The 25,567-nt window shown below is 66.2% G+C and carries 22 protein-coding genes, 1 tRNA gene and 2 riboswitches; of the genes, 9 read left to right on the plus strand and 14 right to left on the minus strand.

What is annotated here, in order from left to right; all coding sequences use genetic code 11:
- Positions 1 to 193 precede the first annotated feature (193 nt).
- The 8 genes from gcvH to B0E41_RS06535 form a co-directional block, all read right to left on the minus strand.
- Positions 194 to 559 carry a glycine cleavage system protein GcvH gene (gcvH, locus tag B0E41_RS06500; RefSeq protein WP_077330142.1) on the minus strand — a complete coding sequence of 122 codons (366 nt, stop codon included), beginning with the start codon at positions 557 to 559 and terminating at the stop codon, positions 194 to 196.
- 35 nt (positions 560 to 594) lie between these two features.
- On the minus strand, positions 595 to 1,722 hold the full coding sequence (gene gcvT / locus B0E41_RS06505) for a glycine cleavage system aminomethyltransferase GcvT (protein ID WP_077330144.1): 1,128 nt from the start codon (positions 1,720 to 1,722) through the stop codon (positions 595 to 597).
- Positions 1,723 to 1,795: 73 nt separating this feature from the next.
- Positions 1,796 to 1,908: riboswitch (glycine riboswitch) on the minus strand.
- A 12-nt stretch (positions 1,909 to 1,920) separates the two neighbouring features.
- A riboswitch (glycine riboswitch) is annotated at positions 1,921 to 2,020 on the minus strand.
- Positions 2,021 to 2,126: 106 nt separating this feature from the next.
- A complete protein-coding gene (locus B0E41_RS06510) occupies positions 2,127 to 2,636 on the minus strand; it encodes a hypothetical protein (RefSeq protein WP_077330146.1) in 510 nt (169 codons plus the stop codon).
- Between the two features lie 109 nt (positions 2,637 to 2,745).
- A complete protein-coding gene (locus B0E41_RS06515; protein ID WP_077330148.1) occupies positions 2,746 to 4,908 on the minus strand; it encodes a hypothetical protein in 2,163 nt (720 codons plus the stop codon).
- Positions 4,909 to 5,150: 242 nt separating this feature from the next.
- Positions 5,151 to 5,798 (minus strand): nucleoside/nucleotide kinase family protein, encoded by a 648-nt coding sequence (locus B0E41_RS06520; RefSeq protein ID WP_077330150.1) that lies wholly within the window; start codon positions 5,796 to 5,798, stop codon positions 5,151 to 5,153.
- Between the two features lie 162 nt (positions 5,799 to 5,960).
- Positions 5,961 to 7,250 (minus strand): ABC transporter substrate-binding protein, encoded by a 1,290-nt coding sequence (locus tag B0E41_RS06525; protein ID WP_077330152.1) that lies wholly within the window; start codon positions 7,248 to 7,250, stop codon positions 5,961 to 5,963.
- Complete coding sequence (locus tag B0E41_RS06530; protein WP_077330154.1) at positions 7,247 to 8,566, minus strand: TAXI family TRAP transporter solute-binding subunit; 1,320 nt, start codon at positions 8,564 to 8,566, stop codon at positions 7,247 to 7,249. Before B0E41_RS06530 ends, B0E41_RS06525 begins: the two co-directional genes overlap by 4 nt.
- 143 nt (positions 8,567 to 8,709) lie before the next feature.
- Positions 8,710 to 10,392, minus strand: coding sequence for an electron transfer flavoprotein-ubiquinone oxidoreductase (locus B0E41_RS06535; protein ID WP_077330156.1), 1,683 nt, complete (start codon positions 10,390 to 10,392; stop codon positions 8,710 to 8,712).
- Between the two features lie 149 nt (positions 10,393 to 10,541).
- Between B0E41_RS06535 and B0E41_RS06540 the strand changes: the two genes are divergently transcribed.
- The 3 genes from B0E41_RS06540 to B0E41_RS06550 all read left to right on the plus strand — a co-directional run bounded on the left by B0E41_RS06540 (position 10,542) and on the right by B0E41_RS06550 (position 12,946).
- A complete protein-coding gene (locus B0E41_RS06540; protein ID WP_077330158.1) occupies positions 10,542 to 11,324 on the plus strand; it encodes an SDR family oxidoreductase in 783 nt (260 codons plus the stop codon).
- 114 nt (positions 11,325 to 11,438) lie between these two features.
- Entirely contained in the window at positions 11,439 to 12,401 is a 963-nt protein-coding gene (locus tag B0E41_RS06545; RefSeq protein WP_363350432.1) for a DMT family transporter, read from the plus strand.
- Between the two features lie 92 nt (positions 12,402 to 12,493).
- A complete protein-coding gene (locus tag B0E41_RS06550; RefSeq protein ID WP_077330160.1) occupies positions 12,494 to 12,946 on the plus strand; it encodes a thioesterase family protein in 453 nt (150 codons plus the stop codon).
- A gap of 90 nt (positions 12,947 to 13,036) precedes the next feature.
- On the opposite strand, the gene B0E41_RS06555 is transcribed toward B0E41_RS06550, so the two are convergent.
- Positions 13,037 to 13,630 carry a peroxidase-related enzyme gene (locus tag B0E41_RS06555; RefSeq protein WP_077330162.1) on the minus strand — a complete coding sequence of 198 codons (594 nt, stop codon included), beginning with the start codon at positions 13,628 to 13,630 and terminating at the stop codon, positions 13,037 to 13,039.
- Positions 13,631 to 13,708: 78 nt separating this feature from the next.
- On the opposite strand from B0E41_RS06555, the gene pcaC reads away from it, so the two are divergent.
- The 3 genes from pcaC (at position 13,709) to B0E41_RS06570 (ending at position 16,595) form a co-directional block, all read left to right on the plus strand.
- Positions 13,709 to 14,086: a 4-carboxymuconolactone decarboxylase gene (gene pcaC / locus B0E41_RS06560; protein ID WP_143433701.1), complete on the plus strand. Its 378-nt coding sequence runs from the start codon at positions 13,709 to 13,711 to the stop codon at positions 14,084 to 14,086.
- Positions 14,087 to 14,114: 28 nt separating this feature from the next.
- A complete protein-coding gene (locus B0E41_RS06565; protein ID WP_077330205.1) occupies positions 14,115 to 15,098 on the plus strand; it encodes a Bug family tripartite tricarboxylate transporter substrate binding protein in 984 nt (327 codons plus the stop codon).
- A gap of 246 nt (positions 15,099 to 15,344) precedes the next feature.
- Positions 15,345 to 16,595, plus strand: coding sequence for an ABC transporter substrate-binding protein (locus tag B0E41_RS06570; protein WP_143433705.1), 1,251 nt, complete (start codon positions 15,345 to 15,347; stop codon positions 16,593 to 16,595).
- Between the two features lie 40 nt (positions 16,596 to 16,635).
- Here the strand turns inward: B0E41_RS06570 and B0E41_RS06575 are convergent, their stop codons facing one another.
- Complete coding sequence (locus B0E41_RS06575; protein ID WP_077330168.1) at positions 16,636 to 17,202, minus strand: LuxR C-terminal-related transcriptional regulator; 567 nt, start codon at positions 17,200 to 17,202, stop codon at positions 16,636 to 16,638.
- Positions 17,203 to 17,297: 95 nt separating this feature from the next.
- Here B0E41_RS06575 and B0E41_RS06580 point away from each other — a divergent pair, with 95 nt between their 5' ends.
- Both B0E41_RS06580 and B0E41_RS06585 read left to right on the plus strand, forming a co-directional pair.
- Positions 17,298 to 17,999, plus strand: a complete 702-nt coding sequence (locus B0E41_RS06580) for a CoA transferase subunit A (protein ID WP_077330170.1) — start codon at positions 17,298 to 17,300, stop codon at positions 17,997 to 17,999.
- Between the two features lie 13 nt (positions 18,000 to 18,012).
- Positions 18,013 to 18,651, plus strand: a complete 639-nt coding sequence (locus B0E41_RS06585; protein WP_077330172.1) for a CoA transferase subunit B — start codon at positions 18,013 to 18,015, stop codon at positions 18,649 to 18,651.
- Positions 18,652 to 19,113: 462 nt separating this feature from the next.
- Here B0E41_RS06585 and B0E41_RS06590 read toward each other — a convergent pair whose 3' ends face one another.
- The 3 genes from B0E41_RS06590 to B0E41_RS06600 are packed head-to-tail and all read right to left on the minus strand — an operon-like array spanning position 19,114 to position 24,039.
- Positions 19,114 to 20,556: a TolC family protein gene (locus B0E41_RS06590; protein WP_077330174.1), complete on the minus strand. Its 1,443-nt coding sequence runs from the start codon at positions 20,554 to 20,556 to the stop codon at positions 19,114 to 19,116.
- Positions 20,553 to 22,733 (minus strand): peptidase domain-containing ABC transporter, encoded by a 2,181-nt coding sequence (locus B0E41_RS06595; RefSeq protein ID WP_077330207.1) that lies wholly within the window; start codon positions 22,731 to 22,733, stop codon positions 20,553 to 20,555. The genes B0E41_RS06590 and B0E41_RS06595 overlap by 4 nt, the downstream gene beginning before the upstream one ends.
- A gap of 22 nt (positions 22,734 to 22,755) precedes the next feature.
- Complete coding sequence (locus B0E41_RS06600) at positions 22,756 to 24,039, minus strand: HlyD family efflux transporter periplasmic adaptor subunit (protein ID WP_171984689.1); 1,284 nt, start codon at positions 24,037 to 24,039, stop codon at positions 22,756 to 22,758.
- A 227-nt stretch (positions 24,040 to 24,266) separates the two neighbouring features.
- Here B0E41_RS06600 and B0E41_RS06605 point away from each other — a divergent pair, with 227 nt between their 5' ends.
- On the plus strand, positions 24,267 to 25,421 hold the full coding sequence (locus tag B0E41_RS06605) for an MFS transporter (protein ID WP_253194653.1): 1,155 nt from the start codon (positions 24,267 to 24,269) through the stop codon (positions 25,419 to 25,421).
- 28 nt (positions 25,422 to 25,449) lie between these two features.
- Here the strand turns inward: B0E41_RS06605 and B0E41_RS06610 are convergent.
- A tRNA-Gly gene (locus B0E41_RS06610) sits at positions 25,450 to 25,523 on the minus strand.
- Positions 25,524 to 25,567: the final 44 nt, after the last annotated feature.

Raw genomic sequence — 25,567 nt, forward strand, 5'->3', positions numbered from 1 at the left:
GAAGTTCAAGACGGTGAATCGCACCCGCAGCCAGCGAGGTGACTCGATTCGAGGTTGTTGTCTTGCCCCTTCCCCCTCTGGGGGAAGGCTGGGATGGGGGCTCGTGTCGAAACGAGCGAACGTGGCAAACAGGCATCTTGGCGCCACCAGCCCCCACCCCAACCCTCCCCCAGAGGGGGAGGGAGCCCAAACGTCAAGCGGAGAAAGCGGTGTAAGCGGTTTCGTCGAGCAGGGCGTCGATCTGCGAGGCGTCCGACAGCTTGACCTTGAAGAACCAGCCAGCGCCCAGCGGGTCGCTGTTGGCCAGTGAAGGGTCGTTGCGCAGGGCCTCATTCACTTCGGTGACTTCGCCGCTGATGGGCATGTACACGTCGGCCGCGGCCTTGACGGACTCGACCACACCGGCCACGTCCTTTTGTGCGAAGGTCTTGCCCACTTCGGGCAGGTCCACGAACACCACGTCGCCCAGCGCGTCCTGCGCGTGGTGGGTGATGCCGACGGTGGCGATGTCGCCGTCAACGGTGATCCATTCGTGGTCTTCGGTGTACTTGGTGGTCATGGGGGCTCCGGTGAAGAAAGTTGGAAAGGGCTGATTCAGCCGCGGAAGTATCTATTGGGAACGAAGGGCATGGGCGCGATTTCCATCGGCACGGCCTTGCCGCGCACGAGGGCGTTGATGCGGGTGCCGATGGCGGCGAATTCGGAGGCGACGTAACCGATGGCGACCGGTTTGTCGGCCGTGGGGCCGAGCAGGCCGCTGGTGACTTCGCCGATTTTCTGGCCGTCCAGGCTTTGCAGTTCGACGTGCTCCCTCACTGGCACACGCTCCAGCGCGATCAGGCCGACGCGCTTGCGCGTCAGGGCTTCGGTGCTGTCGAGCTGGCCCAGCACGCGCTCGGCACCCGGGAACCCGCCGGCGCGTTCGCCACCGGTGCGGCGCACTTTCTGCATCGCCCAGTTCAGCGCGGCTTCCACCGGCGTGGTGGTGGTGTCGATGTCGTTGCCGTACAAGCACAGACCGGCTTCGAGGCGCAGCGAGTTGCGCGCGCCCAGGCCAACGGGTTTGACTTCGGGCAACGCGAGCAGGGCGCGGGCAAAGGCTTCGGCGCTGGCAGCGGGCAGGGAGATTTCGCAGCCGTCTTCGCCGGTGTAGCCGCTGCGGGTGACGAACAGGTCGGCTCCGTTCCAAGTGAACGCGGCACCGGTCATGAACACCAGCTTTTCCACGCCGGGCAGCAGGCGCTGCAGCGCAGTCACGGCCTGCGGGCCCTGCAGGGCGAGCAGGGCGCGGTCGAACTGCGGGGTGACGGTGCAGCGGCCACCGATGCGCGCCTGAATGTGCGCCAGGTCGCCGTGTTTGCAGGCGCCGTTGACGATGACAAAAATGTCAGAGCCCCGGTTCACAAACATCAGGTCGTCGATGATGCCGCCCTCGTCGGTGAGCAACAGGCCGTAGCGCTGCTTGTTCAGACCCAGACCGATCACGTCCACCGGCATCAATGATTCAAATGCAGCAGCGGCATCGGGGCCAGAGAGCGTGAGCTGGCCCATGTGCGACACGTCGAACAGGCCGGCGGCATTGCGCGTGTGGTGGTGCTCGGCCTTCAGGCCAGCTGGGTACTGCACGGGCATGCTGTAGCCGGCAAAGGGCACCATGCGCGCACCGAGTTCAAGGTGCAAGGCGTTGAGCGGGGTCTGGAGCAGGGCGGTGGTGTCGGACACGGGCGGACTCTCGTGGTCATGTGGGGCAGAACCCGCGACACCGGGGTGGCGGGGACAACACGGTTCATCCGTGTGCTGCCCCACTGTCCGCTTTACCTGAGAGATTCACGCGGGCGATGCCACGTTTGCTCCTTCGGTGGGCCGCCAGACCCGTGTGGGCAGCGGCCTCTCTCCAGTGGGGGACACCGACCCTGCGGGCGGTGGTTGCCAGTCCTTTTGCCTGAGCGTTCAGGACCGGTGAACCGGTCGCCTGCGCCTTCGGCGGCTTCACGGGGAAGCGCTCTCCTGACTGGCAGGAGTTTACCGGAAACGCGGTGTAAGGCGCTCATCTGAGTGCCTGCGCCCTGCGGCTGCAGTGCGAGTTTTGCTTGGGAACGGCCCCGGTGCGGCGCTCACGCCGTGCATCAGGCCATGTCCAGCAGCAGATCGGCCGGCAGCAGCTTGGCGAGGCGCTCGCTGATCCCGTCGGCGCGCTGGCTGCCTGCCAAGCGTTCCACGTCCACGATCATCGCCCGCCCTACGGTCAGCATGGCGCCAGCGTCGCGGGCCTCTCGCAGCGCCTCTCGGTAATGCAGGGCCAGCGTTTTGTCGCGCGGCGCAAAGAGGCGCTCGCTCAGGTCAAAGAGGAACATGCGTGCAGTGGCCAGTGATCGGGTGCCGGCAAACGGGTCGCCATGGGCCACGGCCGGGGCCGCTCGGGGCACTGGCGCCGGAGCGTGCGCGCCCTTGCGCTCAATGAACCCATGGCTCAGCAAGCGGTCCAGCAGCGCACGCCCATCGCCGCCGAACAGGGTGGCAAGGGATGCTTCAGTGGTTTGCCCGTCCGCCAACAGCAGAATGGCCCGCTCGCGCTGGCCCAGCGAGCGGTGGCCAACGCGCAGTTCCTGGCGGCCTTTTTCGGTTTTGATCAGCATTCGCTACTCCAACAACGTGGATGGATGCTGCCGGGCCACCATGTCGGAGGCGTTACACGCCGGATGTTCCGGGATGGACGGTCTTTTGGGCCGCTTGGGCGGTACAGGGTCAGCCCACCAGCCGCTGCGGGCCGGCGCGCCGACCGCGCGCTCGCCAGCGGAGCCACAGTGTGCGCAGCACCAGCACGAACGCCAGCAGCATCATCGGGTGCGCGGGCGTGGAGTAGCGCGGGATGTTGTGGGTCAGGAAGGCATAGAACACCAGCAACCCGACGGGCAGCACGGTCACCGCCACCCACTGCGCGTGGCGGCGCAGCAGCCCGTAGAAAAACACGCCGAACAGACTCACGCCGGCCAGCAAATTGAGCACCTCCCCGATGGCGTCTTGCGTTTCCAGAGACACCCACGGTACCTCCACCTTCTTGAAACTCCAGAAGCCGTGCCAGAAGAAGGGCAGGGTCATGACCACGTGCCGCCAGGGCCGCTCCTTGAGCAACTGGAAGGCCTCGGCCTTCAGCTCGTCGCCCACGGCCTGGTCGGGGTTGGGGTGACCCTGGTCGCGCAGCTGGAACACGCGCTGGTTGTACTGGGCGGCAGCGTGGTAGTGGAAGCTGATCGCCTCTTCAGGTTGGCCCGCATAGGCCGCGCGCCGGTCTGACTCCCAGAAGGTGGAGAGGTAGCGGTTGTGGCGCTGCCAGCGACCACCGCGCTCGAAATCACCGGGCGCAGCGGCCAGCTGGGTGCCAGCCACGGCTTTTTTGTACAGAGACGGGCTGTGGTCGTAGATCAGGCCCAGCACCTCGTCGTTGCTCATGTTGTTGAGGTGGGCGCGGCCCCAGAGGATCAGCCCGCCGCGCTCGGTGATGCGCATGTTGCCGAACTGCGCCTGGTTGCGCAGCAGCCAGGGCGAGAGCGTGAGCAGGAAGGTGGTGCTCATGGCCAGGCCCCAGACCATCACGCGGGTGAAAGCGAAGCGGTCGGGCCGGCGCGCCACCAGCAGCGCGAGCATCAGCAAGGGCACCGCTGCCGCCCCGATGTAGACGAAAGATGCCTTGCCCAGCGCCAGCAGCCCCATCAACACGCCCGAGCCCAGGAACCATGCCATCGACTGCTTTTGCACCGAGCGCAAGAGCCCAAAGGTGGCCCAGATCATGAGTGTGGCGGTGGAGAGCTCGGTGTAGAGCGTGTCGATGTAGGTGCCACCGTGGAAAAAGATCTGGAAAGCCAGCCCTGCGGCAACGACCCCGATCAGGTTGTTGCCGCCCACGCGCAGGGCGAGCATCCAGATGCCCACCAGCCCCGCGTACACCCAGAACAGGTTGCTCAACTTGGCCGTGCGGGCGAATTCGCCCGAACGGAAGTCCGCGAACGGCCGGTTCACCGCCTCGGGCACCGCGAGCTTGAGGTGCAGCCCCACCAGCAAAGGGTCCAGCGGTTCGCGGAAATTGGTGGGCCTGAGGCGTTCGCCGGTGTCGAGGGAAAAGGTGTTGTGCTTGAAGACGTTGACCGCCATCAACAGGTTCTGGATGCCGTCGCCGAGGATCGGGTCGTCCGATATTCGGTCGGCTGCGCGGTAGGTGAGGGCCAGGCACACCACCATTGGCACGATCCATCCACGGGCGACGATCTGGCGCAGCCGGGCGTGATGTTGGGGCCTCTCGCGTTTCAGGCGGTCCAGTGCGACGTCCAGCAGCAGCCACAAAAGCCCCGCAACCAGGCCGGCGAGAAGGGCCGCCGGCAGCTGCTGGGCCATGCGCGGCTTGATCACCGACCGGGGCAGTTGAAAGAGGAAATGGGGGTCGTGGCCGGTGCCATGCAGGCGGATCACATCGGGGTCGACGCCGTCGATGACCATGTCCTGCATGCCGAACATGGCGGCCTGGAACGTCGAACCGACGAGGCTGAGCTGGCCCCAGCGGCTGCTCATTTCGATCGCGCCGATCTCCACCGTGCCAGGCCCGGTGATCGGGTCCATGCGGATCTGGGTGAATTGGCGCAGGCTGTTGATCTCGATGGTGTGCCGCTGCCAGATCCCTGCCTTGGTGTAACGGGTGGCGTTCTGGCGCTCGCTGAAGACCGCGTCGGGGCCGGCGTAATAGAACTGGAACGGTCCGGCGCGTTCGGTCCGCATGTCGAACGACACCTGGAGGTCGCGGTTCAGCCGAGACAAGGACAAGGCCACGATGGTGGCCAGCAGGACCACGACCGCGGCCCGAAGAAGAATGTGCGCCGGTGTGCGGCTGCGCAGCAGCGTTTGAAGCGCCAGAAACATGCAAAACCACCTGATCTCGTGGAAAGGGCGCCGGGGTTTCCTGACCCTGGACACCGTCAATTTTGGGGGGTTTTGTACTGCTTCTCCGTCGCGGGTTCGGAGAAACAATAACTTTCGGATGATAGGGTTCGACACTTAAGAAGCTTTTAGGAGCGTGAACAAATTGCCCCTCGCCTGGGGGACATGTTGCGCTGCGGAAACACTCAGCCGGACGGGCTGAGGGATGGCGTGCAGGGCACCCTTCAGAAGAAGAGGCCTTGCGCCTCGTTCCAGCCGATCTGGCGTTGTGCCCGGTGCTGCACGGCTTCGATGCGGCGCGCGTTGGGCTCGTCGGTGGACGCGATCCAGGCCAGCGCTTCTTCGCGGCTGCGGCCGAACCGCTGGTGGCGCTGCGCCAAGCGCTCCAGCCGCAGGTCGGGCGCCACCTGCAGGTACCAGACCTCGTCGAGCAGGCCGGCCACCGGTTGCCAGGGGCCATCGTCCAGCAGCAGGTAGTTGCCTTCGGTGACGATCAGTGGCGTGGTTGGGAACACGGGCAGTGCGCCGGCCACGGGCTCCTCGATCTCACGCCGGAAGTCGGGCGCGTAGACCACCTCGCCCGCCACCGGTTCGCGCAAGCGCCGCAGCAGCGAGGCGTAGCCTGCGGCGTCAAAGGTGTCGGGTGCGCCCTTGCGCGAGGCGCGCCCCAGGCGCTCCAGCTCGGCCTGCGCCAGGTGAAAACCATCCATGGGCACCGCTTGAGCGCGATGGCCCACGGCCTGCACCATCAGGCTGGCGAGGGTGGACTTGCCGGCGCCGGGTGGGCCGACGACACCCAGCAGGCGCCGGGGGCCGCTCGCCAGCGCTCGCAGGTGCTTGATCAGGTCGGGGTGAAGGGCGGGCGCGGTCATGGCCGATGAATGTATCGCAGGCTGGGGTGAAACACCCCCCGCGCCGCATGACACAGCCGAGCCCAGGGGCACCGCCGGGCCGGCTTTGCTGGACGGCCAGTGCCGTCCCCCTCCCGCCGAAGGCGAGAGAGGGGGGGGGACGCGAAGCGGCGCGGGGGTGCTTCACTTCGGGACATGCAACCGTTCGCGGGTTTGCTGAAGGTGTTCGCGCAGCGTGTACCAGCGGTCGGCATAGCGGTCGGGAAGTTCCATGGTCGAGACCTCCTGCTCCAGGTGGTCGAGCCGACGCACAAACGGGTGCAGGACTGCGGGTTCACCCGGCGCGGCGCGCAGGATCTCTTCTTCGAGGAACTTGAGCTCGCCGTAGAAGTGCTGCAGCGCGGCGTCCACCCGCCAGTCGATGTAGCGGGGAGCCCGAAACAGCAAGGCCGCGCCCAGCAAACCCATGGGCAGCAACGCGTAGAGCACCAACTCGGCCCACTGCGCGGTGCCGTAGGGCAACTGGGTTTCCAGCCACGGGCGGCCGCCCCTGAAATGCCATGCAGCGGTGGGTGAGACCGGAAAGTCGCTGCCCACTGCGGACGGGTACAGGCCCTGCCCTTCGAGAAAGCCGGTCATCACGTGCAGCTCGCCCGCCACGTCCAGCAGCGCGCGCTGCAGGGCGGGGTGCAGGTCGGGTCGCACCAGCAGGTGGGTGAGGGTCACGACCGTGGGCAGGTCGGCGGCGGGCAGGTTGCTGCGCAACTCGATGGAGCCCTGCGGCATGATCACCGCGCGCAGCCTGTGCTCACGTGTGGCGAGCAGACCGGCGCGTTCCACGCCGAGCATGTGCACGCCGTCCATCCGCGCCAGGGTGGCGGCGGTCTGCGAGTCGCCGGTGGCGACATGAACCACCGCATCGACACGGCCTTCGCTGAGGGCGCTGATCGCCGCGTCGCCCACGTCGGTGGTGAAGCTCACTTCGTCTGGCCGGATGCCCACGTGCCGCAGCAGCAGTTCGGCCGCGAGGCGGCTGGACGAGCCGGGCGCCGCGCTGGCGATGCGCTGGCCTTTGAGCTGCGACAGGCTGTGGATGCCCTCGCGGGCGAACAGCCAGACGATCTCATGGCCGATCACCGCCAGCGCCTGCACCTCGCCCCCTTGCGGCGCGTAGAGGCCTTGGGCGAAGCTCACGTCCAGACCCGCACCACCGTGGGCCAGGCGCTCCAGTGGCGCCTGCGGTCGGTCGTGGGTGACGATGTCCACCGCAATGCCCAGGTGCTCCAGCCGGGCGGCGTAGGCCCTGGCCAGCGCGAGGTAGCTGCTTTGCCCCGGCCCGGCGCCGATGACCACGCGCGCAGGGGGCAGCGGTTTCCAGACCCACAGCGTCACCGCGAGCAGGGCGAACACCGCCAGCAGCACCGGCAGGTAGATCAGCCACCAGCGGCGGCGGTAGAGCAGCAGGAGTTTCATCGCCCCCGGTACCCCCGGATGTGGCCGCGAACGAAGTCGACGTGCTGGCGCAGGATGTACCAGCGCTGGGCGAGTTCTGGGGGCAGCTTCACCGATGCAATGGCGTCTTCGATGTGGCGCAGGCGTGCGTTGATGCGGCTGAGTTCGATGCCGCCGACGTTGAGGGTGCTGGACGCCAGGTCGTTCTCGATGAACTTGAGCTCACCGTACCAGCGCGACACCCGGCTTTCCAGGCGCCAGCGCACCCAGGCCGGGACCAGGCGGAACAGCAGGGCGGTGACCAGGGCCAGCGGCAGGCCGATGACAAGCAGCCGCTGCAGCACCTGTGCCCACCAGAAAGGCAACACAGCCTCCAGGCCGCTCAGCCCGCGCGCCAGCACCATGCGGGCCTCGGGGGCGGTGGGGAAGTCGCTGAAACGCAGCGCCGGGTACTCGCCAGCGCGGTGGAAGGCGCCGGCCTCGCGGTGCACCTCCAGCGCGACGGCGGTCGCCATGCGCTTGAGTGCGGGGTCCAGGTCCTGGCGCACCAGCAGGTGCGTTGGTGTGGTCAACGCCGGCGTGTCGGTCGGCGGTTGGTGGGTGCCGAGGGCGTCTTGCGGCAGCAGGCGGTTTTCCAGGTAGTTGTTGCGCTCGGCGATGGCCACCGTGCGCTGGAGGGTGGCGAGCTGCACGCCGGGCGCGGTGAGCAGCGCGGCGACGCCCGGCGCGCTGGGCGCCGCCACCATGAACACCGCGTCCACCGTCTGTTTTTGCAGGGCGTCGCGCGCGGCCAGGCCGCTGAGGTCTGACAGGGACACCGTCTCGGGCGACACGCGCACTTGCTCCAGCAGGCGGCGAAGCATGGCGCGGTGGCCACTGCCCTCGGGTCCAGCCGCGACCCGCAGACCGGTCAGCTGCATCAGCGAGGTCAATGGCGCATCCCGGCTGAACAGCCACAACACTTCGATGTCCACGCTGGCCAGCGTCTGCACCGCAGCCATGTCTTTGGGGTCACCGGACGAGGACGACCAGCCAAAGCCGCCCTGGACGAACGCCAGATCGGCCAGGGGTGGGCTTGACTGCAGGCGCTTGAGGTTGTCGGCCGAACCCGGGGACTCCAGAACGGTCAGTTCGATGCCACGCCGCGAGAACGCCTCCGCGTAGCGCGCGGCGTGGCGCTGGTAGGCACCGTCGGCCTGTCCGGTGCTGATGGTCAGGCGCGCGGGCGGCATCGGGTAGAGCCACCACCAGGCCATGACGCCCAACGCCACCGCCACCAATGCCAGCGGCAAGCGGATCAAGATCCAGCGATGTCGGTAGAGCGAGGCAGAGGTCATGGGTTTGTGCTGACAACCTCACCAGCATAGGGGGTTTGTGTTTTTTTGCAATGCGCGAACAGAACCCATGTTGTGGGCCGCCGCCTCGGGTGAAGGCCGAAAAAAAGCCGCCCGAAGGCGGCTTTTGTGACCCAAGACCGGTTTCACATGCCCGCGTAATTGGGTCCGCCACCGCCCTCGGGCGTGACCCAGACGATGTTCTGCGTCGGGTCCTTGATGTCGCAGGTCTTGCAGTGCACGCAGTTCTGCGCGTTGATCACCAACTGATCGGCCCCGTCCTTGTTCACGAACTCGTACACGCCGGCCGGGCAGTAACGGCTCTCGGGGCCAGCGTACTTCGCCAGGTTGATCTGCACGGGCACGCTCGCGTCCTTCAGCGTCAGGTGGGCGGGTTGCTGCTCTTCGTGGTTGGTGTTGCTGACGAACACGCTGCTCAAGCGGTCGAAGGTGATCACGCCGTCGGGCTTGGGGTAGGTGATCTTCGGCATCTCGGCGGCCGGGCGCAGCTTGGTGTGGTCCTTCACCGTGTTGTGCAGCGTCCAGGGCGGGTTGCTCACCCCCACCTTGGGCAGGAACCAGTGTTCGACGCCGGTCATGAGCTTGCCCACGAGCGGGCTCTTCTTGAACCAGTTCTTGAAGTTGCGATAGGTCCAGAGTTCCTCGTGCAGCCAGCTCTTCTTGAAGCCATCGGGGAAGGCGCTCAGCTCGTCGCTGCTGCGGCCGGCGGCCACCGCCTCGAAGGCGGCCTCGGCGCACAACATGCCGCTCTTGATGGCCGCGTGGCTGCCCTTGATGCGCGCGGCGTTCAGGAAACCCGCATTGCAGCCGACCAGCGCCCCACCCGGGAACACCAGCTTGGGCAAGGCTTGCGGCGTGCCGTTGTTCAGGGCGCGGGCGCCGTAGCCCAGGCGCTTGCCGCCTTCGATGTGGGCCTTGATGCTGGGGTGGGTCTTCCAGCGCTGCATCTCTTCGAACGGGCTCATCCAGGGGTTCTGGTAGTCCAGACCCACGACCAGACCCAGCGTGACCTTGTTGCCTTCGAGGTGGTAGAGGAAGCCGCCACCGAAGGTGTCGTCGTTCATGGGCCAGCCAGCGGTGTGCACCACCTGGCCCGGCTTGGCTTTGTCGGCCGGCACTTCCCAGAGTTCCTTGATGCCGATGGCGAAGGTTTGCGCGTCGGTGCCTTCGTCCAGCTTGAACTTGGCGATGAGTTGCTTGCCCAGGTGGCCGCGTGCGCCTTCGGCGAACACGGTGTATTTGGCGTGCAGCTCCATGCCGATCTGGAAGCTCTCCATTGGCTCGCCGTCTTTGCCCACGCCCTGGTTGCCGGTGGCGACACCTTTGACCGATCCGTCGGCGTTGTAGAGCACCTCGGCAGCGCTGAAGCCGGGGAAGATTTCCACGCCCAGGGCTTCGGCCTGTTCACCGAGCCACTTGGTCACAGCACCCAGGCTGATGACGTAACAGCCGTGGTTGTCGAAGTTGCGCGGCATCAGCCAGTCGGGCGTGCGGGTGGCACCGGTCTCCGAGAGCACCAGCAGGTCGTCGCCCGTCACGGGCTGGTTCAGCGGGGCACCGAGTTCCTTCCAGTTGGGGAAGAGTTCGGTGAGGGCCTTGGGGTCCATGACCGCACCCGAGAGGATGTGGGCGCCAGGCTCGGAGCCCTTCTCCAGCACGCAGACGTTGATCTCGCTGCCTTTCTCGGCGGCGAGCTGCTTCAGGCGGATGGCGGTGGACAGGCCGGCGGGGCCTCCGCCGACGATCACCACGTCGTATTCCATCGCTTCGCGTGGACCGTAGGTGCTCAAGATTTCTTCGGGGCTCATGGTGGGCTGGCTTCCTCTTGTGTGGGGTGGTCCGCCCGGGGGCGGGCCTGTCGTGGGCGTGACGGATTCTAGTGGCCGATGGCGCACAATGTTTGTCACCTGCGCCGCCCCCGGTGGCGTCCCCATCGTCTTTTGAGGAGGTTCTCTAAATGGCATACAGCCTTGACCTTTCGGGTCGTGTGGCCCTGATCACCGGTGCGTCGGGCGGCCTGGGCGAGCAATTTGCCAAGACCCTGGCCCAGGCGGGTGCGGCCGTCGTGCTGGCCAGCCGCCGAACCGACCGCCTGATGGCGCTGCGTGCCCACATCGAAGCCGATGGCGGCGACGCGCACGTGGTGGCCATGGACGTGACCGATCTTGCGTCGATCAAGGCGGCGGTGGCACATGCCGAGACCGAGGTCGGCGTGATCGACATCCTGGTCAACAACTCGGGCGTGAGCACGACCCAGCGCCTGCAGGATGTGACCGAAGAAGACTACGACTTCGTCTTCGACACCAACACCAAAGGCGCCTTCTTCGTGGCCCAGGAAGTGGCCAAGCGCATGCTGGCGCGGGCCAAAGGTGCGGCACCGGGCACCTATGTAGGAGGGCGCATCATCAACATCGCGTCCATGGCCGGGCTCAAGGTGTTGCCGCAGATCGGCGTGTATTGCATGAGCAAGGCCGCCGTGGTGCAGATGACCAAGGCCATGGCGGTGGAGTGGGGCAAGTACGGCATCAACGTCAACGCCATCTGCCCGGGCTACATCGACACCGAAATCAACCACCACCACTGGCAGACCGAGCAGGGCCAGAAACTCATCAACATGCTGCCGCGCAAGCGCGTGGGGCAGCCGGCCGACCTGGACGCGATCCTGGTCATGTTGGCCAGCAATGAGAGCCACTTCGTGAACGGCGCGGTCATTGCAGCGGATGACGGCTTCGGCGTCTGAACATGGCCCACCCCTGCGCCGCGCTGCGCGCGTCACCCCCTCAAGGGGGCAACACCTGCGGCCTGGCAGAGCCAGTTCCGCGGTGTTCCCGGAGATGTGTTTTCTCTCGCTGCCGTGTTGACCACTGAGGCGGCGTCCGAAACCAAAGGACTGCCACCCGGCATGGCCGTGGGCATCGCGGCCGGACTGGGTGCGGGGGCGTTCTGGGGCACGACCTTTGTCGCGCCGCTGGTGGCGCCAGGATTCTCGTCGGAGGACTACACAGCCGGGCGCTTCATCGCCTGCGGTCTGTTTTCACTGGTGTGGATGCTGTGGCAGACGCTGCTGAGCTCACCGACAGCCCGTGCCGGCTTGTGGCCCGATGCGGCGCAGTCGGGGGCGGCGCTCGGGCTCAGCGTGCTGGGCTACACCGGTTACTACCTGCTGTTGGTCTACGGCATCGCGGACGCCGGGGCGGCGTTGCCGGCGCTGATCATTGGCACGCTGCCGGTCTGGATGATGCTGCTGGGCAAGCCCGACCACCTGCGCTGGGCGGCGCTGCTGCCCGGGCTGGTGCTGACCGCGGCGGGCATGGCGCTGATGATGGACGCCACCTCGGATGCGGTGGGTGAGACGGGGGCGGGCCATCTGTGGCGCGGCGTGTTGCTCGCGGTCGGCGCCATGCTCAGCTGGCTGGCTTTCGGCATGCTCAATGCCCGCTGGATCCGCCGCCACCCCGAGGTCAAGTCCACCGCCTGGGCCAACTGGCTGGGGCTCGCGGCGGGTCTGGGCGGGCTGCTGCTCTGGCTGGGCTGGGGCACCGCTTGGCATGAACTGGTGTCGCGGCCGGGCCTCGGCGCTTTTGTCTTCGTCTGCGCCTTCACCGGCATCGGTTCGGCTTGGATCGCGTCGGTGATGTGGAACGTGGCGAGCCGCCGCCTGAGCACCAGCCTGGCGGGCCAGCTTGTGGTGAGCGAAACCGTCTTTGCCTTGATTTACGCTTTTGTGTGGAGCGGCGACTGGCCGGCAACCGCTCAGCTGCTGGCTTGTGTGCTGTTCGTGGCCGGCATCCTGGCTTCGATTCGCGCCCACCGATGAAAAGCCCCACGCTCCGCCGCTTCGCGGGTCGCTGCCCCCAAGGGGCGCGTTTTTTCTTGGGGCGGCCCGGCGAAAAAACTGAAGGAACCCTGATGAAACTCGAACTGCCTGACGACAAAACACTGGTGCATTCCATCGTGGTGCCCATCCGCTGGGGCGACATGGACGCGATGGGCCATGTCAACAACACGATCTATTTCCGCTACATGGAGATCGCGCGCCTGGACTGGTTCTTCGGCATGGGGCTGCCGGCCGATCCAAAAGGCGAAGGGCCGGTGATCGTCAACGCCTTCTGCAACTTCATCCGGCAGTTGGAGTTCCCGGGCGATGTGCTGGTGCGCACCTATGCGGGGACGATGGGCAAGACCTCGTTCGACACCTTCCACGAGATGTCGCGCGTCGACGACCCGGAGACGGTGTACGCCAATGGCGGCGCGACCATTGTCTGGGTGGATTTCCCCAGGCAGAAATCGGTGCCCATGTCCGATCAGGCTCGGGCGCTGATCGAGACGGCCGGCGGGCCGCCCAGGCTCACCAAAGGCTGAGCAGGCGATCGGCGCCGGGCCGCCCCAAGCCGGAGCAACCCCCATGGGGGGCAGCGACCCGCGCAGCGGCGGAGCATGGGGGCCCTTCCCTCACTTCTGTTTCGGCACCCGACCCATCAGGTAGAACTCGGGATTCGGCATCATCCCGGTGACGTTGGCGACGCGGTTGGAGAGGCCGAAGAAGGCGGTGATGGCGGCAATGTCCCAGGCGTCTTCGTCGTCGAAACCGTGGGCGTGCAGGGTCTCGAAGTCGGCATCGTCGATGTCGTTTGAAGCCAGGCAGACCTTCATCGCGAAGTCGAGCATCGCGCGCTGGCGCGGCGTGATATCGGCCTTGCGGTGGTTCACCGCCACCTGGTCGGCCACCAGCGGCTTTTTCTCATAGATGCGCAGGATCGCGCCATGCGCGACCACGCAGTACAGGCAGTGGTTGGCCGCGCTGGTGGTGGTGACGATCATTTCGCGGTCGCCTTTGCTCAGGCCCGAGTGGCGGCCCACGGCCTCCGGTGTCATGAGCGCGTCGTGGTACGCGAAGAAGGCACGCCACTCGGCCGGGCGGCGCGCCAGCCCAAGGAACACATTGGGCACGAAGCCTGCTTTCTCCTGCACCTCGAGGATCTTGGCCTTGAGATCGTCGGGCAGGGTGTTCAGATCGGGCAGGGGGTAGCGGGGCGTGTGGCTCATGGGGGTCTCCGTTCAGTTTCGTGGAATCTCGCCAGCTTATCCTCGGCCCTTGGACCAATCTGACACATGGAGCACAGCATGCAGGACGAGCAATATCACAAGGGCCTGGCCACCCGCCGCGAGGTGATGGGTGACCCGTTCGTGGACCGCGCGCTGGCCGGCGCCACACCGTTTACCCAGCCCATTCAGGACCACATTTCGCGCGCTGCCTGGGGCGACGTGTGGCAGCGCCCCGGCCTGGACCGCAAGACCCGCAGCCTGGTCACCGTGGCCATGCTCACCGCGCTGGGCAAACAGCACGAACTCAAGGGCCATGTGCGCGGTGCACTCAACAACGGCGCCACCGTCGAGGAAATCCAGGAGGTGCTGCTGCACGCGGCCATCTACTGCGGCATCCCGACCTCGGTCGAGGCGTTTCGCACCGCTGCTGAAGTGGTGGAACCTCCGGCTATCTGATTCTTCTTTTTCATCCATGGAGCTCACCATGACCACGTTCCGCCGTTCCTTTTTGACCCGCTCTCTCCGCGCTGCGCTGGCCCTCGGCGCTGTCGCCAGCATCGGCCTGGCGCAGGCACAGACCACCACCAAACTCATGGTGGGCTTCCCCGCCGGTGGCGGCACCGACGCCATCGCCCGCATCCTGGCCGAGCGCCTGCAGGCCGAGTTGGGCGCGCCGGTGGTGGTGGAGAACAAGGCCGGGGCCGGTGGTCAGTTGGCGGCGCAAGCGCTGAAGGCCGCAGCGCCCGATGGCCACACGCTGTTTCTCAGCCACGACCACAGCATCACCATCCTGCCCATGGTCACCAAGAACCCGGGCTACGAGTCGGCCAAGGACTTCGTTCCGGTGGCGGGCTTCGCGACCTTCGTCAACGCGGTCGCGGTCTCGGGCGGCACGCCGGTCCAGGGCTACAAGGCCTACATCGACTGGGTGCGCCAGCAGGGCGGCAGCAAGGCCACGGTGGGCATTCCCGCGCCGGGCTCGGTGCCGCAATTTCTGGTGCAGGAAATCGCCAAGAAGAACGGTCTGGACCTGGTCGCCGCACCGTACCGGGGCAGCGCACCCATGATGGCCGACATGCTGGGCAACCAGATCGCGGCCGGTGTGGCCTCCATCCCCGACTTCATCGAGAACCACAAGGCTGGCAAGCTGCGCGTGGTGGCCGTGATGGGCACGCAGCGCCAGGCCGCCATGCCCGAGGTGCCGACCTTTGCCGAACTCGGTTTGGCGGGGTTTGAAGAAGTCCCGTATTACGGCATCTTCGCGCCCGCTGGCACACCCAAGGCTGCCATCGACAAACTGGGCGCCGCCGTGCAGAAGGCGATCGCCATGCCCGAGGTGAAGGACAAACTCACCGCCATGGGTCTAACCGTGGGCTACATGTCGTCCGAGCAGCTGGCCGCACGCGAGCGCGCCTACGCCAAGGTCTGGGCCAAGATCATCAAGGACAGCGGCTTTCAGCCGCAGTGAATGTGAAGGGCCGGGATGTCGCCCGACGCCCCCTACCCAGATAGGGCAAGGGGGCTGCAGTCGGGTGAGTGGTTGAAGCCTGGGTGATGGGTGCACCTGCGTGCGTGAAGGAGTGCTCGCTTTTGCCGGTTCTGTGGGTCTTCTCGGTAGAAACCCTTTGATCCGCATGGATAGGATCGAAGGCTTCACGAAATTCTCATCACCATGCTTAACAAAAATCAGTGGCGCTGCCTGTTGGCTGTCGGTATGTCGGTGCTTGCCAGCGCCGCTGTCCATGCAGGAGAGGTGGAGGTGCTGCATTACTGGACCTCGGGCGGCGAGGCCCAGTCGGTCCAGGAACTCAAGGCCATGATGACCGCGCGGGGCCATTCCTGGAAAGACTTTACCGTCGCGGGCGGCGCGGGTGGGAATGCCATGGCGTCCCTGAAGCAGCGTGTGCTGGATGGCAATGCCCCGGCCGCGGCCCTGATCAAGGGGCCAGCGATTCAGGAATGGGCCGAACTGAATGCGCTGACCAACCTGGACGCCATGGCGCTGTTTGACAAATGGGACGATTTCCTGCCCAAGGTGGTCGCCGACCAGATGAAGTACAAGGGCCACTATGTGGCGGTGCCGGTCAACGTGCACCGCGTCAACTGGTTGTGGGCCAACTCCGCCGTGTTGAAGAAAGCGGGCGTCACGGTCATGCCCACGAACTGGGACGAGTTCTTTGTCGCTGCCGACAAAATCCGTGCGGCCGGCTTCGTTCCCTTGGCCCATGGTGGTCAGGACTGGCAGGACTTCACGGTGTTCGAGACCGTGGCGTTGGGCGTCGGCGGGCCTGAGTTCTACGACAAGGCGCTGCTCAAACTGGACAAGGCGGCCATCGGCAGCGATGCGATGAAAAAGACGCTGGAGACCTTTCGCCGCCTCAAGACCTATGTCGATGCCAAGGCCCCTGGCCGCGACTGGAACGTCACAACCGACATGGTGATCAAAGGCAAGGCCGGGTTCCAGTTCATGGGGGATTGGGCCAAGGGCGAGTTCCTGGCCGCCAAACAGATGCCAGGCAAAGACTTCATCTGCATGCCCGCGCCCGGCACCGCCAATGCCTACACCTACAACGTCGATTCCTTCGCCATGTTCCAGCTCAAGAGCTGGGAGGCGCAAAAGGCCCAGGGTTATCTGGCCTATGTGCTGATGGGCAAAGACTTCCAGGAGCGGTTCAACCTGCGCAAGGGCTCCATCCCGGTGCATCTGAACCTGAACATGGACAAGTTTGACGAATGTGCCAAACGCTCCAACGTGGACTTCGCGGCGACGGCCAAGGCGGGCACCTTGCTGCCTTCCGTGGCACACGGCATGGCGCTGTCGACCGCACAGCAAACGGCCATGCGGGCGGCCGTGAACGAGTTCTGGAACACGGACTCGATGTCTGTCGGTCAGGCCATCGGTCGACTGCAGACGCTCAATGCGGCCGTTGCACCCAAGCTGGCCCACGTCGCCGAGAAGAAATAACCCGAACCGAACGCGGCGGGTCGCCCGCCGCCCTCTCGGGTCAGCCCGCCACCAGGCGGTGCACCAGGTCTGGCGTGCTGTGCGCCTGGTACTTGCGCATCAGGCGCGCGCGGTGGATCTCCACCGTGCGGTGGCTGATGCCCAGCGCCTTGCCGATCTCCTTGCTGGTCAGGCCGTCCATCAAAAAGGCGGCCACCTCGCGCTCGCGCCCGGTCAGATCGGCCTTGACGGTGCGGCGTGAGCTCAGGTCCTCAAAACTCCAGATGCCGGCCTCGTGCGGCGCTTCGCGGCGCAGGGCCCGGCCGGTCACGTGGCACCAGAAGGTTTCGCCCTTGAGGCGGCCGTCCATGCGTTTCATGATGCGGTCGTCAGCGTAGGTGCCGCTGCGCCCGAGGATCGGTGCGATGCGCGCGCCGGTGCGTTCGTACTCGTCGGCGCTGGGGTAGAGCACCTGAAAACTCTGGCCCACGAGCTGTTCACGCGTGGTGCCAAACATCTCGCACAGCGCCTGGTTGCAGTCCACCATCGTGCGCTGCCGCGACAGCGCCAGCCCGATGGGTGCCAGGTCGAAGGCGAGGCGGTAGTCGATGCCATTGGCGTTGTTCATGGGGTCGGTGTTCGGGTTAGCCATTAGGTCAAACTACGTATTCAATTACGTAGTATCGTAGCGCCCATCCCTGTTCAACCACTGGAGCAACCGACGTGAACAAGATTTACCCGAGCGCAGCCGAAGCCCTGAAGGGCGTGGTCGCTGACGGCCAGCTCATCGCCGTGGGCGGTTTTGGCCTCTGCGGCATTCCCGAAGCGCTGATCGACGCGCTGCGCGATTCCGGCGTGAAAAACCTAACCGCTATTTCCAACAACGCGGGCGTGGACGACTTCGGTCTTGGCAAGCTGCTGCAGACGCGCCAGATCAAGAAAATGATCTCGTCCTACGTGGGTGAAAACAAGGAGTTCGAGCGCCAGTACCTGGCCGGCGAGCTCGAGCTCGAATTCACGCCCCAGGGCACGCTGGCCGAGAAGCTGCGCGCTGGTGGTGCCGGCATCCCGGCATTCTTCACCAAGACGGGTGTCGGCACCCTGGTGGCCGAAGGCAAGGAACTGCGCGAGTTCGGCGGTGAAACCTACGTGATGGAACATGCGCTGTTCCCCGAGGTGGCGCTGGTGAAGGCCGACGTGGCCGACATGTCCGGCAACCTGCGTTTCAACATGACAGCGCGCAATTTCAACCCCGCCGCCGCCACCGCCGGCAAGATCTGCATCGTGGAGGTGGAGCGCATCGTGGCCACCGGCGAGATCGCCCCGGACGACGTGCACCTGCCTGGCATCTACGTGCACCGCATCGTGCTCAACGCCAACCCGGAAAAGCGCATCGAAAAGCGCACCATCCGCGACCGCAAATAAACAGGAGATCACCATGCCTTGGACCCAAGACCAGATGGCCGCGCGTGCGGCGCAGGAACTGCAGGACGGCTTTTACGTGAACCTCGGCATCGGCATCCCGACGCTGGTGGCCAACCATGTGCCCGACCACGTGGAGGTGTGGCTGCAGAGCGAAAACGGCATGCTGGGCATCGGCCCGTTTCCCTATGAAGACGAGGTGGACCCGGACCTGATCAACGCCGGCAAGCAGACGGTGACCACCATGAAGGGCTCGGCCATCTTCGGCAGCGACCAGTCGTTCGCCATGATCCGCGGCGGCAAGATCAACCTGTCCATCCTGGGCGCCATGCAGGTGACGGCCGAGGGCGACCTGGCCAACTGGATGATCCCCGGCAAGATGGTCAAGGGCATGGGCGGCGCCATGGACCTGGTGGCCGGCGTGAAGCGCGTGATCGTGCTGATGGAACACGTGGCCAAGAAGAAAGACGGCACCGAAGACCTGAAGATCCTGCCGAAGTGCACGCTGCCGCTGACCGGCAAGGGCGTGGTCAACCGCATCATCACCGACCTGGCCGTGATGGACGTGACACCCGAGGGCCTGAAAGTGGTGGAACTGGCGCCCGATGTGACGCTGGAGCTGCTGCAGTCCAAGACGGGTGTGACGCTGATCTGACCCTTTGGGGACGGGCGGTTGACCGCCCGACTGACGACAAAAAGCCTGGTTCGCCAGGCTTTTTGTCGTTTCAGAACCCACACTTTGGGCGGGTTGTCCGACGAATGGTTTGTATCAAAGTGTTTACTTTTTATCGCATGCTTATGTATACTAAAGTTGATGTTTGTAAGTTGGTAACGTTTTTTTACAGGAGCATGAAATGCGCGTTTTGAGCAACGAAGAGATGGGCAATGTCGCAGGCGGTTGGTTCTTTTCATGCCGGAGCTACAAGCCGCGCTCTTACTGCAATCCGAAACCCATTTGTCAGCCCAAGCCCGTCTGCCAACCCAAGCCCGTGTGTGAGCCTAAGCCCCCTGTGGAAGAGCTGCCTCAGGTGGACTGAGCGCCGGCCCGACCGCTTCGGTCACGACAAAAAATGGCACCTTGGGTGCCATTTTTGTTTGTGGGGGTCGATGAGAGGGCTTAAAGCCCGGCGCGACCGCTCGCCAATCCCAGCTGCGTCCGGGCGGTGAGCTGGTCCACCTGAGCGCTGACGCGCTGCCGGCGGGCGTCGGCGAGCGCCGACTGTGCGTTGAGCAACTCGAGGATGGACCCCACGCCGGCCCGGTAGCGGCCTTGGGCCACCTTGTACGTGTTGTTGGCGGAGACCAGCAGGCGTTCGCTGGCCAACAGGCTCTGCCGGCTGGTCAGCAGGGCCTGATGGGCCTGCCAGAGCTGGCTGTCCACCTCGCGGCGAGCGGTCTCCAGCCCGGCTTCGCGGGCGGATTTTTGTGCAAGCACCTGCGCTTGCTGTGCGTTGGATTCACGACCGTTGAACAGCGGCATGTTGGCCACGATGGCGGCATTGGCGGTGGGGATGTTGCCGTTGCCGGCCGCTCCCCAATTGCGCGACGTGCCGCCGTTGGCGCTGACGGTGAGGCTGCCCTTGCCCTGGGCCTGAATCGCTTCCAGCCGGGCCTGCAAGGCATCAATCTGGGCCTGCGCCGCGCGCAACCGGGGGTGCTGGGCGCGGGCCTCGCTTCGCAATGCGGCCAGATCGGGAGTCTCCGGACCCGGACGCGCCCACACCGTCCATTCGGCCAGCTGCAGGGGTTGCTCGATGTCGGCACCCAGCGCCAGCGCCAGGTGGCCACGCGCGTTTTCCCAGTTGCTCTGGGCGCGCACGCGCTCCAGCGTGGCTTGCGCGAGCGCGGTCTGGGCCTGAAGGCGGTCGATCTGGTTGCCCACCTGGGCGTCGTAACGCGCCTGCGCCGCCGCCGACGTTCGCGAGGCGGTGGCTTCCGCTTCGGTGGCCGCCTCCAGCGAGGCGGTGGCCACCACCGCTTCGCCGTACAGGCGCAGCAGCTCGCGAACCGATTCGAGCAGGGCATTGCCCTGGCTGGCCATGGCCGCGGACAGGGCCAAGCGGGCCTCTCGCAGGCTGGCGCTGCGCTGGCCGAAGTCGAACAGCGCCCACGACAGGCCCAGCGAGGCGCCGATGGTGCGGCCCGAGTTGCCGGTGGCGTTGAAGTTGCGGGCCGCGCTGTAGTCCACGCTGGCGTTCCAGCTGGGGCGCAGGGCCACTTCGCCCAGCTCCACCCCCGCCGCTTGCTCGGCCACGTCGGCCAACGCCTGGCGCAGGGCAGGGCTCTTGCACAGCGTGCGCGCCAGCGCGTCGCCGAGGGTCAGGCGTTCCCAGGGCGGCTCAGCGGTGGCCGCGCAATCGCGGTGGCCTGGCTGCCAGCGCTCGGCCCCGTGTGCCCAATGGCGAGTGGGCGCTGCTTCTTCAACGCCGAACACGGGCGGCTGCGCCAGCAGGGTGCTCAGGCGCAGGTGTGGGTCGCCCACCTGGGCTTTCACCACGCCAGCGCTGAGCAAGGCGAGTACCAGCGCCAGCGGACGCCACCGGGACGAAACGGGCGTCATGGTCGGCGAGCCCTCTCAGCGACGTGTTCGAAGTAGCCTTGCGGCGTGCCGTCGAAGACCACCCGGCCCGCCTGCATCTCCACCACCCGCTGCGCCGAACGCAGGGTTTCGGGGCGGTGCGCGATCACGATGCGTGAGACCGGCAGGGCGGCGATGGCTGCGTTCACCCGCGCCTCGGACTCGATGTCGAGGTGGCTGGTGGCTTCGTCGAGGATCAGCACCTTCGGTCGTTTGTACAAGGCCCGCGCCAGCAGCAGGCGCTGTTTCTGGCCGCCCGAAAGCACCGTGCCCATGTCGCCTACCAGCGTCTGGTAGCCCATGGGCATGGTCTCGATGTCGTCATGCAGTGCGGCCATGTCGGCGCACTCGACCACCCACTCGAGGTCGGGCTGGGCGTCGAAGAAACAGATGTTGTCGCTGATCGAACCGGCGAACAAGGTGTCGTCCTGCATCACGGTGGCCACGCCCTGGCGCCAGCGTTCGATGCCGATCTGCGCCAGCGGCACGCCGTCGGCGCGAATCTGGCCCTCGATCGGCGCGTAGGTGCCCAGCAGCAGGTTGATCAGGGTGGTTTTGCCGCAGCCGGACCGGCCGGTGATGGCGACCACCTCGCCGGCCGCGATGTCGAGCGAGAGCCCGTCGATCACCCAGGGCGCCTGGTCGGCATAGCGGTAGCGCAAGCCTTCGAGCCGGAGCGCGGGGCTCGGGCCGGCGTCGTTGCCGGCTTGCGCCGCCGCCAGATCGCGCGCACCGAGGCGCTGGGCTTGCGGCATGGCGGGCGTGAGCACCAGGTCGGCCAGGCGTTCGGCGTGCAGGCGCAGCATCTTGAGGTCGATGGCCTTGTCGATGAGCGCGGTGATCCGGCTGTCGAACTGGGCGCGGTAGGCCAGGAACGCCATCAACATGCCGACGGTGAGCTCGGTGGCGATGATCTGGCGCGCGCCGAGCCAGATGATGAGCACCATGAACCCACCGCTGAGCAGGCCGCGCAGCAGGCCGTAGAGGATCTGCAGCTTCTGCACCTTGAGGCGGGCGTTGGTGGCACTGACCATGAGGGTCTGCCAGGCGCTCTGGCGCTGGATTTGCCGGCCAAACAGCTGGATCGCGCGCATGCCGCGGATCGTCTCCAGGAAGTGGCTGGACTGGTTGGCGTCGCGCACCAGGGTCTCTTCCGATGCCGCGTACAGCGGTCGGTACCAGAGCAGGCGCATGGCCAGGTACACCGTCACCGCGATCAGCGACACCCAGGCGAGCGCGGGGCTGTAGATGAACATCAGCACCAGGGTGAGGATCACGAGCAGGCCGTCGAACAAGGACTCCACAAAGGCGGAGGTCAGGGTGCGCTGGATCTCGTCCACCGAGCCGGTGCGCGAGACGATGTCGCCCAGGTGGCGGTTTTGGAAGTACGACAGCGGCAGGCGCGTCATGTGGGCAAACACATTGGCTTTCCACTGCAGGCCGATCGAGGTGTTGATCACCATCAGCACCCACGAACGCAGCAGCGACGTGGCCTGCTGCACCAGCATCAGCAGGCCGAAGCCCAGCGCCAGCGTGGTCAGCAGCTGGGTGTCGCGCGAGACCACCACGTGGTCCAGCACCCACTGCATGAACAGCGGCGAGACCAGGCCAAACACCTCCAGCGCCAGCGAAAGCAGCAACACCTGCGCGAGCGAAGGCCAGAAACCGGCGACCTGGCCGATCAGCTGGGTCAGCCTGACGCGGGTCTTTTCTTCTCGCGGCGCGAACCCCGGGTTGGGCCAGACCTCCAGCGCCACGCCGGTGAAGTGGCGCGAGGTGTCTTCCAGGCTCATGCGGCGTTCACCGAACGCCGGGTCGTGGATCACCACGTGGCCGTTGCCCACCGACTTGAGCACCACGAAGTGGTTGAGGTCCCAGTGCAGGATCGCGGGCAGGCGCAGCTGTGCCAGCTCGTCGAGTTCGAGGCGCAGGCCGCGCGTGCCCAGCTGTTCGCGTTGGGCGATGTCGGTGAGCGTGGCCAGCGTGACACCGGTCAGCGAGATCGCGTGGCGCGTGCGCAGGGCGGCGAGGTCGGTGACCACGCCATGGCGGTTGAGCACCATGGCCAGGCAGGCCAGTCCGCACTCGGCGGCCTCGGTCTGCAGGATCACGGGCAGTGTGCGACCCAGGCCAAAAGAGAGTCGGTCGGTCCAGGTCACAGGCATCTCCGGTCGTGGCGGCTCATGGCGTGGCGCGTTGGGTCACGCTGAAAAGGGGTTCGAGCATCCACTCATAGAGCTTGCGGCGTTCCTGCAGGATGTCGGCTTCAAGCTGCATGCCCGCCTGCAAGGGGCGCTTTTGCCCGTTGGCGTCGATGCTGCTGGCCTTCAGCTTTACCTGGATGGCGAACACCGGCTCACCCGGTGCCAGGCCGGTGGCGGGCAGGCCGGTGAGTTCGGCGGTGCTGACCGCCGAGGTGGAGACGGTTTCAACCACGCCCTCGTGTTGCCCGAACTTCTGGTAGGGGAAGGCCTGGTAGCGCAGCAGCACCGCATCGCCCGCCTGCACAAAGCCGATGCTGCTGCTGGGCGCATACAGCCGGGCCTGCAGCTCGCCCGACGCCGGCACCAGCGTGACCATGGCCTGGTTGCTGTCGACCGTCTGGCCCACCTCGGCCACCACCAGGGTCGCGCGGCCGGCCTCCGGCGCCGTGATCAGCACACGCCGGCGCGACTCGACCTCGGTGAGTTGCTGGTCGGTGCTGGACACCTCGCGCTCCAGCTGGGCCACGAGGTTGGCGTGGCGCAGGCGGGTCGCCAACAGCTCCTGTTGCACCAGGCTGGCTTCGCGTTGCACGCCAAGCGCCTCGCGCTCCAGGCCGCGCAGGCGCGAGCGTTGTTCGGTGAGGTCGATCTCTTTCTGAATCAGTTCTTCGCGCGCAATGAAGTCCTGGTCGGCCAGGCTCTGGTATCGCTTGCGCGTGTCTTCGGCGATCTGCAGGCGCGTTTTCTGCTGCTCAATCTGGCCGGCGATGGCGGTGGATTCGCCGCGCAGGGTGTCGGCCCGGCGCTGCAGGTTGGCCAGTTCGTCGGCCTGCACTTGTTGCGAGCGCTGGATTTCCTGTTCCAGCGAGCCTTTGCGCTCGCCCACCTGCAGGGCAATGTCGGCCTGCAGTTCCCGCGCGCCGTCGCCCTGGCGGTCGCTGCTGAGCACGTAGAGCAGCGCACCCTTTTTGACGAGCTGGCCATCGCTCACGCGTTTCTCCAGCACCACGCCCGCCTGCGGCGTGTACACACGGATCAGGCCACCAGCGGGCATGAGCTGCCCGCTCACAGTGACGCGGCGCGTGTGGCTTCCGAGCATCAGGAAGGCGATGACCGCCAACGCCAGCAAGGCCGCCACCAGGCTCATCCACAGCGTCGAGAGTTTCGGTGTGAGGACGATCTCGCCCAACAACTGGGTGCGCTGGGAGGCCAGGGCTTCGGCTCTGAACAGGCGCTCGGAGGGCGGTGGGGAGGAGGGCATCGCGTCGAGCGTCCGGGTTGGGGTTTTGTAACGTGTTGATACATTTTTAGTAAGTCCAAAGTGTATCGACATTCACCACGGCGCCCGGGCGGAAAACCGGCGGTTCCGTGCCTTGGCACACGCCAACGGGGCCGGGTGACGCGGCGAGCACGCGCAGGAGCACGGCCGGTCCGGCCCTGTCATGATCCACCGCCTGCCCTTCATTCAAACCTCGCCCGGAGCCCCGCTTGACCGCTGCCCATCGCGTCTACGCTGCTTTTTTTCTCTACGCGTTCAGCCTGGGCGGATTGTTTCCCCGCATGGGCGAGATCCAACGCGGCATGGGGGTGGGCGAGGGCGCGTTGGGGCTGGCGCTGATGGGCACGGCCTGCGGCACCATGGTGTCGCTGACCTGGGGGCACTCGCTGATCGAGCGCGTGGGCTACCGGCGCTGCCTGCTCTGGCTGCTGCCCATCGCGTCGGTCTGGTACGCGCTGGCGGCCTGGGCCGCCGCACCCTGGATGCTGTTTGCCTGCCTGGTGCCGGCGGGGATGTGTGTGGGCGCCATTGAAATTGTGGTGAACGTGGAGGCCGATCGGGTGGAGCACCGCCTCGGGCGCCGCCTCATGAACCGTTCGCACGGTTTCTGGAGTTTTGGCTTCTTCGGTGCGGGTGTGGTCGGCGCCCTGAGCGCCCGCTGGGGCGTGAGCCCGCAGGTGCAACTCATGGTGACCGTCCTGGTCGTGGTCGTGGCCACGAGGTGGGTGCTGGGTGGTTTCGAGCCCAGTCCTGCAAGACCCCAGCCGCCCGGTGCCGCGCATGCGCCCCGTTTCGCCCGGCCCACGCTGGCCATCATGTCGCTGGTGGGCCTGTGTTTTTCGGCGATGGTGATGGAGGGTGCGGGCATCGACTGGTCGTCCATCTACATGCGCGACGTGTTCGGCTCGGCGCCCTTTGTGGCCGGGCTGGCGGTGGCCACGGGCGCGTTTGCGCAGGCCATGGCGCGTTTTTCGGCCGACCATTTCGTGGACCGGCACTCGCCCCGCACGGTGGCCCGGGTGCTGCTGCTCACGCTGGGTGTGGGGGTGGTGCTGGTGTTTGCGGCATGGCACTCTGCGGTGTCGCTGCTGGGTTTCGCACTCATGGGTGTGGGCACCAGCGCCATCTTCCCGCTCGCCATGTCAGCCGCCGCGCAGCGCCACGACCGGCCGGCGGCCGTCAATGTCGCGGCCCTGTCGCAGACCGCCTTCGTGGCCTTCCTGCTGGCGCCGCCCATGCTGGGCTTCATCGCCGAGCATTGGGGCATCCGCTACGCCTTCGGGTTGGGCCTCCCGCTGGTGGTGGTGAGCTGGTGGTCGCTGGCCTCGCTGCCTGCAGACAGGGCCGTGGACCGGCCGACATGAAAAAGGCCCCGAGGGGCCTTTTGAAATCTGGAGCGGGTGAAGGGAATCGAACCCTCGTCAGTTGCTTGGGAAGCAACAGCTCTGCCATTGAGCTACACCCGCAGAGGGCCGCCAGTGTAAGCGATGGCGGACCGGAACCCCCGAAG

Source organism: Hydrogenophaga sp. A37, assembly GCF_002001205.1.
GTDB lineage: Bacteria > Pseudomonadota > Gammaproteobacteria > Burkholderiales > Burkholderiaceae_C > Hydrogenophaga.

What these genes read in the sequence shown, in the direction of transcription:
- gcvH (WP_077330142.1), bottom strand. Translation starts at nt 559, where the DNA reads ATGACCACCAAGTACACCGAAGACCACGAATGGATCACCGTTGACGGC.
- B0E41_RS06510 (WP_077330146.1), bottom strand. Translation starts at nt 2,636, where the DNA reads ATGCTGATCAAAACCGAAAAAGGCCGCCAGGAACTGCGCGTTGGCCAC.
- B0E41_RS06515 (WP_077330148.1), bottom strand. Translation starts at nt 4,908, where the DNA reads ATGTTTCTGGCGCTTCAAACGCTGCTGCGCAGCCGCACACCGGCGCAC.
- B0E41_RS06520 (WP_077330150.1), bottom strand. Translation starts at nt 5,798, where the DNA reads ATGACCGCGCCCGCCCTTCACCCCGACCTGATCAAGCACCTGCGAGCG.
- B0E41_RS06525 (WP_077330152.1), bottom strand. Translation starts at nt 7,250, where the DNA reads ATGAAACTCCTGCTGCTCTACCGCCGCCGCTGGTGGCTGATCTACCTG.
- B0E41_RS06530 (WP_077330154.1), bottom strand. Translation starts at nt 8,566, where the DNA reads ATGACCTCTGCCTCGCTCTACCGACATCGCTGGATCTTGATCCGCTTG.
- B0E41_RS06535 (WP_077330156.1), bottom strand. Translation starts at nt 10,392, where the DNA reads ATGAGCCCCGAAGAAATCTTGAGCACCTACGGTCCACGCGAAGCGATG.
- B0E41_RS06540 (WP_077330158.1), top strand. Translation starts at nt 10,542, where the DNA reads ATGGCATACAGCCTTGACCTTTCGGGTCGTGTGGCCCTGATCACCGGT.
- B0E41_RS06550 (WP_077330160.1), top strand. Translation starts at nt 12,494, where the DNA reads ATGAAACTCGAACTGCCTGACGACAAAACACTGGTGCATTCCATCGTG.
- B0E41_RS06555 (WP_077330162.1), bottom strand. Translation starts at nt 13,630, where the DNA reads ATGAGCCACACGCCCCGCTACCCCCTGCCCGATCTGAACACCCTGCCC.
- pcaC (WP_143433701.1), top strand. Translation starts at nt 13,709, where the DNA reads ATGCAGGACGAGCAATATCACAAGGGCCTGGCCACCCGCCGCGAGGTG.
- B0E41_RS06565 (WP_077330205.1), top strand. Translation starts at nt 14,115, where the DNA reads ATGACCACGTTCCGCCGTTCCTTTTTGACCCGCTCTCTCCGCGCTGCG.
- B0E41_RS06570 (WP_143433705.1), top strand. Translation starts at nt 15,345, where the DNA reads ATGTCGGTGCTTGCCAGCGCCGCTGTCCATGCAGGAGAGGTGGAGGTG.
- B0E41_RS06575 (WP_077330168.1), bottom strand. Translation starts at nt 17,202, where the DNA reads ATGAACAACGCCAATGGCATCGACTACCGCCTCGCCTTCGACCTGGCA.
- B0E41_RS06585 (WP_077330172.1), top strand. Translation starts at nt 18,013, where the DNA reads ATGCCTTGGACCCAAGACCAGATGGCCGCGCGTGCGGCGCAGGAACTG.
- B0E41_RS06590 (WP_077330174.1), bottom strand. Translation starts at nt 20,556, where the DNA reads ATGACGCCCGTTTCGTCCCGGTGGCGTCCGCTGGCGCTGGTACTCGCC.
- B0E41_RS06600 (WP_171984689.1), bottom strand. Translation starts at nt 24,039, where the DNA reads ATGCCCTCCTCCCCACCGCCCTCCGAGCGCCTGTTCAGAGCCGAAGCC.